Here is a 14,157-nt window from a genome sequence, read left to right on the forward strand (position 1 = left end):
GATAGATGGTCATGCTTGCATCGCAGATTCCGGCCTCGAGCCGTCTGCAAGGGATCGGACAGAGTTACTGGCACCTGCGGACAGTGCTCATTGTTTTATTCTGCGCGCTCGCGACCGGTTGCGCCCACCAGGCTCCGGTCTCACAGCCGCTCAATTCGCACGTCCACAAGACTCCCCAGAAACATGGGAGCACGTTGAAGAGATACGGCTACCGCTACGGCCCTGGATACTACCACAATATCCGCCACTACCATGCCGACCGATCATGGCGGCGGACAACCGGTGAGGCAAGCGAGGAGGCACCTCCCGGCAAAAGCACCACGGGAGCGGAGGTGGTGGTCAACAAGCCCGCGATCAAAGGCGTGGTACCAGTCTACTTTGCCACGGACCGAGAGGTGACCGGCGGACCCGGTCTGGAATTAGGCCAGATCTCCTACGGTCGGGCCGCTACCAATACCTTTGGCTGTGTGACGGTCAGCATTCCGGTCGTCCACAAGATGGGCGAAGTGGAAGTTCCGGGAACGAGCTGGTGGGGAACCGAGGCGGAGCAGGATGGGAAACACTTCCGAATTCAGAAGCTCAGTCGGCTTTCACGGGAAGAGTTTGCCGCCGCTATAGCTAATCCGGCCGATAGCCTGATGCTCTTTGTGCATGGCTACCATGTTGCGTTTCGAGATGCTGCCTTCAAGGCTGCTCAAATCGCTTTTGACGCGAACTACAAAGGTCGCGTCATGATGTATTCCTGGCCCTCTAAGGGCGGATTACCGGACTATGACTATGACCGTGAGAGCGCGCTGTACGCCCCGGATGGACTGTTCGACCTTCTCCAACTCATCAAGAAGGAGGAGAAGGTCTCTAGGATCATCGTGATCGCGCATAGCCTGGGCAGCGAAGTCGTCTTAGGCGCGTTGCAGCAAGCTGCGCTAGGCCACACTTCGCTCGGGATTACCGAGTTGATTTTTGCGGCGCCCGACGTGGATCGCGACGTTTATCTGCAGCGAGCGAGCCAGATCAAGGCAGCCGCGGGCGCGGTGACGCTGTATGCGTCCTCGACGGATCTCGCATTGCTCGCTTCCATGAAGAAAGCGCAATCCAAATCGCGGATGGGATTTGTGACCAAGAGCGGTCCAACTCTCGTGCCTGGTATCGAAACAATCGATGTTTCCGCCGTGGGAAGCGAGATGTTTGCTCTCAACCATAGTACGTACTCTACCAGCCGCGCGGTTCTCGATGACATTGGCCGGATTATCTCGTCTTCAGCGCATCTTAAGCCGCCGCAGCGGACGCCAACTTTGCGCTCGATGCCGGACGAGGCCAACACCACTTATTGGATGTACCCATATTAAGATTCCAGCAGGATCTTGTGCGGAGAAGCCATGTTTCGGATGCGACCTTTCCCTCGCCAGGAGGCGCGATCATTACTGCGGGCCTTTAATAACTATCGAGATGCAGATCGCGACGCAATGTTCGCACACCTACGATAGCAGCACGGCACGATTCCGATGATGATCATTGCAACGCGGGGACAGATCTCACCAGTGGCTGGAAAACTACCGGTCTTAATTCCTCAATGGGGCCGCGATCTCGAACAAGGTGTCGCCTTGGTCGTCGTACACCGTCACGGAACGACCAGTGCGCGCCGCGATCTCGAGGGCCACGGCGCGGGCTTTTTCATCGTTGACCAAGTCGATCACGATGACGGTCGCGCGCGGGGCGTTGGTATGCCTCACTAAAATGATGTCAGCGGCGGTACCCAAATCGGCTGTTCCTCTGCGGGGAATGGCTCTTTCGTCCTGCGGCCAAGGAAGGTGTCAGGCCGGGGCAGCTTGAGGACATCGGCGGCTCGCGCCAGCACTTCGCACATCCGGGTGTTGTGCTCAGTGATCTCCGAAGCCAAATCCTGCACACGCGCAATGGCCATGACTGCACTCCTTTGCTTTGCAAACGTAGGCGCTATCCGTCTCTCAGCCAGCGACGCCTACGAGCAGAGCCTCGGCCGGTGATGTTCCAATAACTAACACGGTGCGCTTTGGTTCAGAAATGAACCTTGGGCCTCTAGAACAAAGGGACACCACCGGATCAAACACGGACGGTAACCCGACGGTGCTTTTGCTGGTGAGACCGGGTGGCGAGAGAACGTCAACATGGTGGCCTGTCTACTCCTCTTTCGGTTCGATTAAGTTCGTCATCGTTCGCCGCTCTCGATGTGCTGGAAGAATGCGTAAATTGCCCCAAACGGCAGGAATTGTGCGTCCGTTTCTACTATGAGACTACGTTTGAGAGTCGCCGCTCTAATTCTATGCGTCGACTTAAGTGAGATTATCGTCGGCCAGAGTTGCAGTATAGCTGATCTCGCTTTCGCAAAAAGCTATGCTTGAGCAAGATCTGGGAGAGTTGACCTTCGTCCAGCGCTTCTGAGCATCGTCTCATCGTGGGGATTGCTGGGCGAGCCGTGAGCGGACTTTTGGGACCTTGGCGCCGAAGAACCAGTCCGCGGGGCGCAGTCTTGGATTGTGAGTCATAATCAATCAGCCACTGAGAGTATACTGATATCGCGCGAGATTGCGCGGCGGGGGACGCATGAAGCGGGTGTTGAAAATTTTAGAGAGGGTGCTCGGCTACGGGGTCCTCATTGGCATGATCGTCGCTGTCGTCGTGATCGTCGGTCAGCCACAGACCACCGGCGGAAACCAAGAGGCGTTCTCCGGACCCTCTAATCAGAAAAAGAGGCTCGCGATTTTTCTCGACGGCACCTGGAACGCGGTGAATAGCAATACCAACGTCTGGCGCATGAGAGCCTTGTGCGCTCCCAAAGACGCTACCGGAATGCCGCAACTGATCTATTATGAAGTCGGCGTGAATGGCTTCCTTGGCGGCGTCTTTGGTAAAGGCCTTGATGAGAACATCCGGCTTGCGTACGAGTGGCTCGTTGAGAACTACAGTGACGGAGATGAGATATTCATCTTTGGCTTCAGTCGCGGAGCTTACACCGCCCGAAGTCTGGCGGGGCTGATCGCAAAGCTCGGAGTTTTAAAGCCGGGCTCGCCAATTGGCATCACTCAGTTGTATGACCGTTATAAGCGAGGGAACGAGGAGACGATCTGGCGTCTGGCTGAGCTACAGAGCTCCGGAAACCTTCAGAATATTACGACCGAAGAGCGGTGGTTGCTGAAGTACTCGCAACGGGCTGACGTGAAGATGGTGGGTGTCTGGGACACCGTCGGCTCGCTTGGTCTCAAAGCATTTAGCATCGAGGGGATTAGCAGGTCGACCTTCGATTTCCTCGAAACAGGCCTTCGAATTCATATCCTCAACGGATATCATGCCCTGGCCATCGATGAACATCGGGGCGATTTCGCGCCGACGCTCTGGGACGTCCACCATCCGAAGGATCCCAAAGCAGTCATAGCAGCTCCCAGGGCCATCTCCAGCGTCGAGCAACGCTGGTTCGTCGGCGCGCACGCCAACGTAGGAGGTGGATACGCGACCGACCTATTGCCTCAGGTGCCGTTGCGCTGGATCATGAAGAAGGCCCAGTCGCAAGGACTCGCATTCCGCAGCGATGTGGATCTGGATGGTGACGGACTGGCGGCGCCGCTTGCAGATTCCTACAAAGAGTTTGCCTACGGCCTATACTCTAGGGGCACCAAGCCGTTCTATCGGACGATCGGCCAAGAGCCAGATGTCCGCGATGACGGGACCCATGTGAATGTAAACGAGACGATTGACAAGTCTGTATTCGACCGCTGGCGGGCGGATACGTCGTATCGTCCCAGGAATCTCGTTGAATGGGCCGATCGGAAACGCGTGGACCCTGCCAACCTGACAAACTCTGTTCGCGCAGACGACCCGGCTGTCAGCGCTCCGGATTGAGCTTATGGATCGCCGCAGTCACGCCTGTTGATGCTGAGCCCGTGAGGGGTGGAGGATATAGTGGAACACGGCAGGTAACGGCGGATCCAGCGATATCAGGTGGCGAGCAAATTTGCTGGTCAACCCTGCTGCATCTGGCCGGCCACTATGTCGCCGTCCCTGGATCCCTGCGCGCACTCTCTCGCAGAAAGTTCGCACATCACTTAGAGCCGATCCACGTCTCGGCCCCCTTGCTCGCTACGCTAACCTACGCGATTGGCGCGAGGGCGCACTCAATTGTGCGACTAAGGAGCCTAGCGCCTTTATGCTAAGGTTGGCGTTTGCGATGGTAGTGGGACTGCTCGTGCAAGCCCCCACAACATCCGACAAGTGTCGATGTCAAATCGTACGCAACCTGAAATTACACCCAACACTCCTCTTCGCCTTGCTGATGCCGCGAAGATCGCGTTTCCTTTGGGAGGAATGACGGTCGCGGGCTTGCGTCGTGAGCGTGATCGTAACCGATTGGTTGTTGAGAAGATTGCCGGCAAGGAATTTACAACGCTGGCTCATATCGAACGGATGCGAGAGCTATGCCGCGAAGAAGCAAGGGCGTCAGACTTCAGCTTAAGGCCGCTCGCCGAAACAAGAGCGGAAAGATCACCCACCAAGCGACCTGGATCATCAGAGACAACGGCCGGGATGTCGGCACAGGCTGCGCTGCAGATGAGATTGCGGCCGCGGAGGAAAAGTTAAGGGATTACATAACGTCCAAACACACCCCCACGCGACGAATTCGCCATATCGACGATATCGCCGTCGCGGACGTCCTCTCCACCTATTTGGATGCACAATTGGACAAGCTTCGCGCCCGTTTCAATGTCGGTAGTGAGAGGGAAGATGCCATTCCCGATATCCGCAAGTGCAAAAAGCGGATCGAGCGGTTGAACGACTGGTGGGGAGCAAAAATGCTGGGCGAGGTAAATGGGGAGGCCTGTCGGTCGTACGCCAAGAATCGCGCCAAGAGGGGGGGCGCACGCCGAGACCTTGAGGACCTCCGCGCGGCCATTGGTCACCATGCGGCCGAAGGATTTCATCGGGAAATTGTGAAGGTGTCCCTGCCGGATAAGGGCGAACCGCGAGACAGGTGGCTGACCCGCAGCGATGCCGCCAAACTGGTTTGGGTCTGTTGGCGCTATCGCGAGATGCAAAAAAAATCGCGCCGTCCGATGGACGACGTGAAGGTCCCCACCAGCAAGCGTCCCCTTCGCCATCTTGCTCGGTTCATTCTGTTGGGCATCTATAGCGGAACCCGTGCGGGAGCTATTGCAGCAGCATCTCCCATTCCGGCGATAGGTCGCTCCTATGTCGACCTAGAGCGCGGCCGCTACTACCGCCTGAAGCAGGGCAGCGCGAAAACCAACAAACGCCAACCGACCGTGCCGATCCCCTTGCGGTTGCTCGCCCACCTGCGGCGCTGGCACCGAGCTAATCCAGAGGCGAAGCATTTCGTGGAGTACAACGGGAAGGCTGTGACCTCAGTCAAGACGGCATTCAAGAGTGCTGTCAGGCTCGCAGGGCTCGGCCCGGGAATCTCCCCTCACACTTTGCGACATACCGCCGCGACTTGGCTTATGCAGCGAGGGGCGGATCCGTGGCAGGCAGCGGGCTATCTCGGAATGTCGCTTGAAGTGCTGCTCAATACTTACGGCCATCATCATCCCGACTATTTGTCCGATGCCGTGGAAAAAATCGCCAGTCGCGATTCCGCTGGGGAAAGAAAAGCGCACGTATCTGGTGCGGTGATTCCGATGCGGCGAAATCGCGACTGATAAGTTACCGACTTATTTGGTGGGCCGGGCAGGACTCAAACCTGAAACCAGACCGGAGCGACGAGATAACGTGCGGGTCAATGATTTACTCTGTTTCCCATTTATTTCGTTCGCGTTCGTTGCGCTTTGATCAGGTTATTTCTGCTCGAAACTGATGCGGTTTGTGACGGCGCTCACCAGCAAAGGCCGGCCACATAGAGCATGTCGGGGTCGAGACGACCGTGATCTTGGCGCGGCCACGGAAGCTGATTATTGAAAGCGCGAATAGAGCCCTCGAGATTGATGCGTGCCGCTCCTAGGCAGCGAAGGGCGGCAAGAGCAATGTCGGTATCTGGAGAAGGCATTATGGAGCACTGCTTCGTGGAAGGTCTTGTATCTGCGTTCGATCAGTGCCGCGCGGGCGCTCTTTTGGTCTTGGGCTGCTTTCGTCTCGATCGCTTGTCGTGCGGCGCTGGGGAGGAACGACCTGCCCCAACTACTCGCCCGACGATCGCTCGTGCCAGGCCGTCAGCGGTTTCGAAGCTAGGTATCCCACGGCGAATGCGGGCCCTTTCAGAAAACGTCATGGTTCGTTTTACCTTCCCGTCGGTGGGCAGCAGTACGTAATCGAGCACCGACTTGTTATGCTCAGCCATCCTGGGTGCGGCAATCCAGCCGAGAGGCAGGCGTGTCCCACGTTTTATAGACCAGTACGGTGCGCGGTCTTGCCTTCCGCACCAGAGGGCTACTCGAATTGAGATGTTGATCGATCCGTTCACGCGCAAGGAACCGGTCCCGACGCGAGAGGCAGCTTGGCCTCCGGCCTTTCTAATGGCCATGGCGATTGCCGAGGCGAGCTTAGCCTTTTCCTCGGCCCACTGCGGACGTGAGTTGAGAAACTCATAGTTTCGGTTGGGAGCGTAGCCGATCAGCCGATACACGTTCATCATGCCACCGAAGTGGTTTTGATAGGTAGAGGCGCAAGGAAGGCCTACCGTGCTGGCTAAGATAGCAGAGCTCAGGCGTCCCTCCGTGAGCAGCGTCTTGCGTAGACGGGCAAGCATCTCCTCTTCAGTGAGGTCGACACGCCGTTCTTCAATGATCTTGCTTACCTTCAAGAAGGTTTCGCGTTCGACGATTGGCTCGATACATCCCTCGCTTGTGATCCAAAGTTCGGGAGGATTGCAGGTGCTGTTCCGCCGCAGCTTGCGTGATCGGCGGTTGAAGGTCATATTTCCAATGTAGTTCTCGTTTCTCGGCACTGCATTAACCGCTGCCCGCGTCCACCGAATTCCCGTGCTCGTGAGTCGGCCCTCCGGTTTAGCTCCCGGGCGATAATCACTTCAGACTTTACCTGCAGAAATCGCTCGAAGATCCACTTCACCACGGCTACTGCCGGGGCGCACTCGGACGTGATCAGTTGAGAGGTATTTCTGATCACCGTTCTTCAGCACGCCTCGCGAGCGCCGACTCTGATCGACAATTTCTCGCAAGAGGGCATAACCGGGGCGACCTCCGACTTTAAAGCCAAGTCGGGCGAACCGACACTGCGCAGCGTGAACCTTTACCGAAAGCTCGCGACTGTATTCCGCTGCCATTACGCGCTTAATGTTCTTGATGATGCTGGAGAGCACGCTGCCGTCATTGTCAAACTGCTCCGCACAATACGCGATGTTGATGCCCGCCTGTTTGCAGAGGAATTCGTAATACGCGCTCTCGTCGGCATTCTGAAAGCGGCCCCAACGGCTTACGTCATAGACCAGAATATGACCAAAATCGGCTTCTCCTGCTTGGACATCCTTGATGAGCTGTATAAGGCCGGCCCTATTCTTGATGGCCAGGCCGCTCTCTCCCTCGTCGCGATAGGTTCGTACAATCGTCAGATTATGGGCGTGCGCGTATGCTGCAATCACGGCAGCCTGATTTTCAATCGAGTATTGCTGCCGTTGTGTCGACATGCGCACATACTGTGCGGCTCTCATGCCGAGCTGCGATTTTACCGGGTGAGCCTTATATATCTCGAGCGCGTTGGCCATCATTCTCGCTCCCGAACGTTACACCGGATCGAATCATTATACGACATTGCAGCAAGAATTACTTCGATTGGAAGAATAGCCCCTCTGCTGCTGTGATGTAGGTTCGGCGAACCCCTCGCTTCGCAAGCCGCGTTCCCAAGGAGCTTGTTCGAGGGGCATCTACAACGCCCAATCGCGAAGAGCGCGCGCCGACATCTAACTTGTCTTCGCTGCTGCGTTCATTCGGGGCGTCTCGCTCGCCGATGTTTCACTCGCGCGCTTCTGTGGGTACACTATGTGAACGACCGTGTGATGCGCATGGCTACTCGACGAACGTCCCGTGCTTTCCGTTCTTGATCTGCGTGATGCGTCCGGAGCTGATCGGTCGGTCCGGCTTGTTGAAGTTGTAATAGATGACGTCGTTTCGCCAGTCCGGCTCTCGGCACGGACCTCGCGCCGGTCGGCGCAGGCGGCTCGCAAAATGTGCATTGAAGCTGGTGCTGCCGGAGGATGTATGCTCTCGCAAGAGGTGTGACGCTACCTTGCTGACCCGGGCGGGCATTCAGGGCATGTATGCCCTCGATTTGAGGACTTCGCGCATTTCGGCACCGGCATCTTGCGGGGAGACCCCGCACCGCGGATCCGCATAGCTTAATCAAAAGGGCGTCTGCGTCTATTTGCAGGGGTGGATTTGCTCGTCCTAGACTGGACAACGTGTCGAATGCCATTGCGCTGCCTGCGGCGCCAATGCTCAATTGCCGGCATTATGATCTTCGGCATGTCTATGAGCAGCAGAATGCTGATATCATCATGGTGCCCCTGATGATCGATGGTGCCGGATATGCAGGAGCCGTTTTGCCGACCCTACCCGCTAGGCTCGCGCAGCGCCATCTTTCTTGGCGAAAAGAGGCGCCGCGCTGTCCACCACCTCTTTCGGAAGTTTCCTTAATTGCTCTGCGTCGAACGGCAGGTGGGTCAGATAGTTCGCCACCAGAGCGCCTACGGCTTTAACCTATGCTGCATCTCGTTGGCGCGCATCATAGCTCCGAAACAGCGGGTTTGGACACAAGCTATGGCTCTCCCGTCGTGCGGACAGAGAGGCGATCAAACGCGTTCCGTTGATTGGAGCCCGGATCATGCGGGCTCTCGACGGCTTCGCAATCTTGGGTTCTCGGATCCGGATTCTCGGGACCAACCCGATCTACGGTTATGAGGCCTCTTCCGGCGATGGTTCGACGCCACGAGACGGCACAATACGAATTGCAGGAGCACGCGTTTCCGCTTCGAACAAGGAAGGTACTCGAATGCGTTCCCTTTAGCCGTGACACACCAACAGTGGCGTGGAACGATTGGTCTGGATCAAACCCATCGCGATGGCCGGTGAACGAAAAGCGCACGTATCTGGTGCGGTTTCTGGTGCGGTGATTCCGATCCGGCGAAATGGAGACTGATAAGTTGTTGATTTCATTGGTGGGCCCGGCAGGACTCGAACCTGCAACCAGACCGTTATGAGCGGCCGGCTCTAACCATTGAGCTACAGGCCCCGCCGCGAGTCGGCTCGCGGGAACGCGCGGCCGGCAACGGTGCGCGGTTCGTTTACAGGGATGGAGGCGGGGGTGCAATGCTGGCGCACGTGGATGAAAACCCGGTGCGCACCCAAATCCAAAATTTTTGAATTACCGAAATTGGCGATGATGCCCTTTTGCTCCTGTTTTGCCCGACGAGTCAAACGATTTTCCGTCAACTTGCCCTCGCGTTTTCGTAACTCATTGTAATTTCTTGTTCTTTCTACTGTGCATGGGGTTGTTTTCGAATTTTTGATGGAGAGGGACCCGAGAGGTCCCCTCCGTCTCGCTGGTGACCAACTGCTGGGACGGCCGCTTCAGTCGACCGAGACGCCGGCGAACTCCACGACCTTGCGCCACTTCTCGGTCTCGTCAGTGACGAGCTTGCCGAACTCGGCTGATGTCATCGGCTTGGGGATGCCGCCGGTCTCGGTGAGGCGCGCCACCAGCTTCGGGTCCTTCAGCGCTTCGCCGACGGCCTTGTTGAGGATCTCGACCACCTCGCTCGGCGTGCCCTTCGGCGCGGAGATGCCGTAGAAGCCGACCGATTCGAAGCCGGGCACCGTCTCCGCGATCGCGGGCACGTCGGGCACGCTCGGCCAGCGCTGCGGCGAGGTCACCCCGAGCGCGCGGACATTGCCGCCCTTGGCCTGCTCCAGCGCGGAGGGCAGGTTGTCGAAGATCAGCTGCACCTTGTTGGAGATGATGTCGGGGAAGGCGATCGCCGATCCGCGATAGGGCACATGCACCATGTCGCACTTGGTCGTGGCCTTGAACAGTTCGGCAGACATGTGCACCGAGGTGCCGTTGCCGGACGAGGCAAACGAGATCTTGCCGGGATTGGCCTTGCAATAGTCGATGAACTCCTGGACCGTGTTGGCGGGAAACGCGTTGGAGACGACCAGCATGTTGGTGAGCTGCATGATGCTCGCGACCGGGGTGGTGTCGCGCAGGAAGTCGAACGGCAGCTTCTTGTAGAGCGAGGTCGAGATCGCGTTGTTGGGCGCGACGAACAGCAGCGTGTAGCCGTCGGGCGGCGCGTTGATCGCCGCGGCGGCCGCGATGTTGCCGCCGGAGCCGGTGCGGTTCTCGACGATGAACTGCTGGCCGAGATGGTCCGACAGCCATTGCGCCATGATGCGGGCGACGATGTCGACCGGCCCGCCGGCGGCAAAGCCGATCAGCCAGTGCACGGGGCGATCGGGATAGGCGGCGGAGGCGGGAGGGGGGGCGGCGAAAAGACCCGACAGCAAGACCAGCCCGAACACACCGTTCCGCAAAATTCGCAACATGACGCCTCCCATTGCTTTATTGTTGGAGCGCATGCTTTCACAAAATCCGCCCCCTGCCTACATCGCCGCAAGTCGATGTTGACGCAGGCGCAGCCGGACCAGCCATGAAATTCGCAATTGGCGACCATGGTCGCCGCGGCGCCAAAGCCAGAGCTGATCCATCCGGGCGTGATGAAACATTATCGCGAGATCGGGATGTGAAATGACGATCGCTGGACGCGACCGTCATGTTCTCACTTCTTCACCATCGCACATGCCGGGTCCGGCGGACCGAATGCCTTGTCGCCGGAAATGGTGCTGAGGATCTTGTAATAGTCCCACGGATATTTGCTCTCCTCCGGCGTCTTCACCTGCACCAGCCAGAGATCGTGCACCATCAGATTGTCGACGCGAAGCCTGCCGTTGCGGGCGAAGAAATCCTCGACCGGCGTCTCGCGCATTTTCGCCGCGACCTTGAGCGGGTCGTCGGTGCCTGATGCCTTGATGGCGTTGAGATAGTGCATCACGCTGGAATAGACGCCGGCCTGCCACATCGTCGGCATCTTGTTCATCTTGGCGAAATAGCGCTTCGACCATTCGCGGGTCTTGTCGTCCATGTCCCAATAGAACGAGGTCGTCAGCAACAGGCCTTGTGCGGCCTGCAGGCCGAGCCCGTGAATGTCGGTGATCAGCGCCAGCAGCGCCGCCATCTGCTGGCCGCCCTTGAATACGCCGAACTCCGAGCCGGTCTTGATCTCGTTCATGTTGTTGGGGGGGCCTGCGGCAATGCCGATGATCTTGGCCTTGGAGGCCTGCGCCTGCAGCACGAAGGAGGAGAGGTCGGGTGTTGCCAGCGGAGGCTTGACCGAACCGAGCACCTTGCCGCCATTGGCGGTGATGACGCTCGAAGCGTCACGCTCCAGCGAATGGCCAAAGGCGTAGTCGTCGGTGATGAAGAACCAGCTGTCGCCGCCGCGCTTGACCACCGCATCCGCGGTGCCGACCGCGAGCGCGCGCGTGTCGAACACCCACTGGATCGCATAAGGCGAGCAGAACTTGCCGTGGAAATCGGCGGTGCCGGTGGAGTGGGTGATGAACAGCCGCTTCTTCTCGTTGGCGATGTTCTGCACCGCAAGGCCGACCGCGGAGACCGGCACGTCGACGATCAGATCGACCTGCTCGACATCGTACCAGCGCCGCGCGATCGCCGCGCCGATGTCGGCCTTGAGCTGGTGGTCGCCGATCACGATGCTGATCGGCTTGCCGAGCACGGTGCCGCCGAAATCGTCGATCGCCATCTGCGCTGCGGTCACCGAGCCCTGGCCGGTCGGCGCGGAGGCCGGGCCGTTCATGTCGGTGAGCACGCCGATCTTGACGACGTCGTCGGACACCTGCGCCATGGCGGCGCCCGGCAGCAGCGCCGCCGTCAAGGCGGCGGCGACCGGTAGTCCAAATCTTTTTGGATTCACGCTTGTCCTCCCCTGATCCGGCGCGTTGGCCGAAAGTTGCCTGTGCCGGGTACGGCCCGGCTGAATTGGTTTCTTTTGCAACTATTCTGGGGTAGGCGTCAATCTCAGGCGGCGAAGCGGATCTGCCCGGCGGGGGAGGGATCGTAGCCGGTCAGCTCCTCGGCGCGCTGGCGCAGCCGCCGTTCGCCGAGAAACCGGACCAGGGCCTGCATCGGCGGGCGGAAATAGCTGCGCTGCCGCATCGCGAGGTCGAAATTTTCCCAGACCAGCGGCACGAAATCGAGCCCGGCCGAGCGTGCCGCCGCGCGCGTCGCCACGCCGCAATCGGCTTGGCCGGCGCGGACCAATTCCGCAAGGTCCGGCCCGGTGAGGGCCGGCGTCTCCACCCGTCGCAAGTCGCGCATCGAGGCGCCCGCGCGCGTCAGCAGCACGTCGAGCAGCATCTGCGCGCCGGTGCCCGGTTGCCGCGTCGCCATCCGGGCGCCGAGTGCGAGCACGTCGGCAAGTCCGCGCAGCTGCTTCGGATTGCCCGGCGGTAGCACGAGACCCTGCTCGCGGCGCACGAAGGCAACCAGCAGCGCATCATGCAAATCCGGTGCGTCCCGCAGCGCCGTCATGTTGGCGTCGGCGGCGAGATTGCCCTCGGCGTCGAGGCTGTGGAAGTGCACCGCGACCGCCATCACCTCGTCGCGTTGCAGACGCTCGAGCCCGCGCGCACTGCCTTCCGTCATCGATCCCAGGCCGGAGCCGGATTCCCGCAAGCTCCAATCCAGAAGCTCGTCCTGACTGCCCCCCACGACGGGCGGCGGCTCTGCGGTCAGCATGCCGGCCGGTCGCGCCATGCCCGACAGCACCCAGAGATCGAGCTCGTGCCGCGGGAAGAGCCATTTGCCGGTCACCTTGGTGCAGGGGATCGCGCCATTGGTGACGAGTTCGTAGAGCTTGCGTTCGCCTAAGCGGAGATAGTCAGCGGCTTCGCTGGTCGTCAGGAATTCCATCCTGCATTCCTATGCAAATTCTTGCTTCTTTTTGACGTTCACGCAGGTGGAATTCTGCATTTCAGTTTTGTCCGCGGGAACCATGCCCGATCATCTCGCTGCTTTGCAACACATCCGCGCGCGGGTTTCTTGCTTTGGTGAACGATCTCGAAGTGCGCGCATGCGCCGACTTGCCACTTGCACTCAGCGTACTGCTTCGCGGCATTGCCGAGATTTCCCGAAAGACGCGCCCAATGGGCCATCGCGTCACGAGTGCGGCGCAATCGATCATCATCATGACCACGTTATAGCCAATGGGAACCTGATTATGGGCCGCCTGTCCGTTGCATTCGCGCTTTCCTGCGGCCTCACGGCGGCCGTTGCGGCCTCATCTGCGGAGGACCGCAGTATCGTCCTCGCTACAACGACGGCGACGCAAGAGATCGGCCTGCTGGACTATCTGCTGCCGATTTTCCGCGACAAGACCGGTATCGAAGTGACTGTGATCGCGCGGCGCGCCGACGAGGTGCTCAACGGACCGCGAAGGGGCGAGGCTGATGTCGTGCTGATGCACGCGCGACCGCAGGAGGAAAAGTTCGTTGCCGAGGGGTTTGGCGTGAAGAGGTTCGACGTGATGTACAATGACTACGTGCTGATCGGACCGAAGAGCGATCCGGCGGCCGTGAAGGGCAAGGACATCGCCACCGCGCTGAAGGCGATCGAGGCCAAGGGCGCGCCGTTCGTGACGCGCGGCGATCGCTCCGGTACCCACGCGGCGGAGCTCGCGCTCTGGATCGTTGCCGGCATCGACATCGCCGGCGCCAAGGGCGCCTGGTATCGCGAGAGCGGGCGGGGCATGATCGCCGCCCTGGACGCCGCTCGAACGGCGCATGCCTATGTGCTCTCGGACCGCGCCAGCTGGATTACCTTCAAGGACCGCGGCGATCTCGACGTCATTGTCGAAGGCGACAAGCGGCTGCTCAACCAGTACGGCGTGATGCTGGTGAATCCGGAGAGGCATCCGAACGTCAAGAAGGAGCTGGGCCAGACCTTCATCGACTGGTTGATCTCGCCGGAGGGACAGGCGGCGATCGCCGGCTACAAGGTCGACGGGCAACAGGTGTTCTTTCCGAATGCCGACAAACCGGGCGGATGATGGCCGACGCACCAGTGGTTGCCAAACCGCACAATGCGTGA

General features: G+C 59.3%; 11 protein-coding genes, 1 tRNA gene and 1 pseudogene. 4 read left to right on the top strand and 9 right to left on the bottom strand.

Going from position 1 to position 14,157, the window contains the following annotated elements; translation table 11 throughout:
* Positions 1 to 5: 5 nt before the first annotated feature.
* Complete coding sequence (locus BM374_RS29790; RefSeq protein WP_244552738.1) at positions 6 to 1,346, top strand: alpha/beta hydrolase; 1,341 nt, start codon at positions 6 to 8, stop codon at positions 1,344 to 1,346.
* Between the two features lie 213 nt (positions 1,347 to 1,559).
* On the opposite strand, the gene BM374_RS38090 is transcribed toward BM374_RS29790, so the two are convergent.
* A complete protein-coding gene (locus tag BM374_RS38090; RefSeq protein WP_143270274.1) occupies positions 1,560 to 1,757 on the bottom strand; it encodes a hypothetical protein in 198 nt (65 codons plus the stop codon).
* A complete protein-coding gene (locus BM374_RS29795; RefSeq protein WP_092300863.1) occupies positions 1,730 to 1,921 on the bottom strand; it encodes a hypothetical protein in 192 nt (63 codons plus the stop codon). The genes BM374_RS38090 and BM374_RS29795 overlap by 28 nt, the downstream gene beginning before the upstream one ends.
* A gap of 659 nt (positions 1,922 to 2,580) precedes the next feature.
* Here BM374_RS29795 and BM374_RS29800 point away from each other — a divergent pair.
* The gene (locus tag BM374_RS29800) at positions 2,581 to 3,873 is read left to right on the top strand and encodes a T6SS phospholipase effector Tle1-like catalytic domain-containing protein (protein WP_244552739.1); all 1,293 of its coding nucleotides are present in this window, start codon (positions 2,581 to 2,583) and stop codon (positions 3,871 to 3,873) included.
* 572 nt (positions 3,874 to 4,445) lie between these two features.
* Positions 4,446 to 5,684 (top strand): tyrosine-type recombinase/integrase, encoded by a 1,239-nt coding sequence (locus BM374_RS29810; RefSeq protein WP_177248622.1) that lies wholly within the window; start codon positions 4,446 to 4,448, stop codon positions 5,682 to 5,684.
* A 386-nt stretch (positions 5,685 to 6,070) separates the two neighbouring features.
* On the opposite strand, the pseudogene BM374_RS29815 reads toward BM374_RS29810, so the two are convergent.
* The 7 genes and pseudogenes from BM374_RS29815 to BM374_RS29850 all read right to left on the bottom strand — a co-directional run.
* Positions 6,071 to 6,964 (bottom strand): annotated as a pseudogene (locus tag BM374_RS29815) (recombinase family protein); the annotation flags it as partial.
* A 42-nt stretch (positions 6,965 to 7,006) separates the two neighbouring features.
* Complete coding sequence (locus tag BM374_RS29820; RefSeq protein ID WP_177248623.1) at positions 7,007 to 7,699, bottom strand: recombinase family protein; 693 nt, start codon at positions 7,697 to 7,699, stop codon at positions 7,007 to 7,009.
* Between the two features lie 1,447 nt (positions 7,700 to 9,146).
* Positions 9,147 to 9,222 (bottom strand) — tRNA-Ile (locus BM374_RS29835).
* Positions 9,213 to 9,422 carry a hypothetical protein gene (locus tag BM374_RS38095; protein WP_143270275.1) on the bottom strand — a complete coding sequence of 70 codons (210 nt, stop codon included), beginning with the start codon at positions 9,420 to 9,422 and terminating at the stop codon, positions 9,213 to 9,215. Before BM374_RS38095 ends, BM374_RS29835 begins: the two co-directional genes overlap by 10 nt.
* Positions 9,423 to 9,560: 138 nt before the next feature.
* On the bottom strand, positions 9,561 to 10,535 hold the full coding sequence (locus BM374_RS29840; RefSeq protein WP_177248624.1) for a Bug family tripartite tricarboxylate transporter substrate binding protein: 975 nt from the start codon (positions 10,533 to 10,535) through the stop codon (positions 9,561 to 9,563).
* A 233-nt stretch (positions 10,536 to 10,768) separates the two neighbouring features.
* A complete protein-coding gene (locus BM374_RS29845) occupies positions 10,769 to 11,983 on the bottom strand; it encodes an ABC transporter substrate-binding protein (protein WP_092300883.1) in 1,215 nt (404 codons plus the stop codon).
* 104 nt (positions 11,984 to 12,087) lie between these two features.
* Positions 12,088 to 12,981: a substrate-binding domain-containing protein gene (locus BM374_RS29850; RefSeq protein ID WP_092300886.1), complete on the bottom strand. Its 894-nt coding sequence runs from the start codon at positions 12,979 to 12,981 to the stop codon at positions 12,088 to 12,090.
* 307 nt (positions 12,982 to 13,288) lie between these two features.
* On the opposite strand from BM374_RS29850, the gene BM374_RS29855 reads away from it, so the two are divergent.
* On the top strand, positions 13,289 to 14,116 hold the full coding sequence (locus tag BM374_RS29855) for an ABC transporter substrate-binding protein (RefSeq protein WP_502689466.1): 828 nt from the start codon (positions 13,289 to 13,291) through the stop codon (positions 14,114 to 14,116).
* Positions 14,117 to 14,157 lie beyond the last annotated feature (41 nt).

The organism is Bradyrhizobium sp. Ghvi, assembly GCF_900115265.1.
In the GTDB taxonomy this organism is placed as follows: Bacteria; Pseudomonadota; Alphaproteobacteria; order Rhizobiales; family Xanthobacteraceae; genus Bradyrhizobium.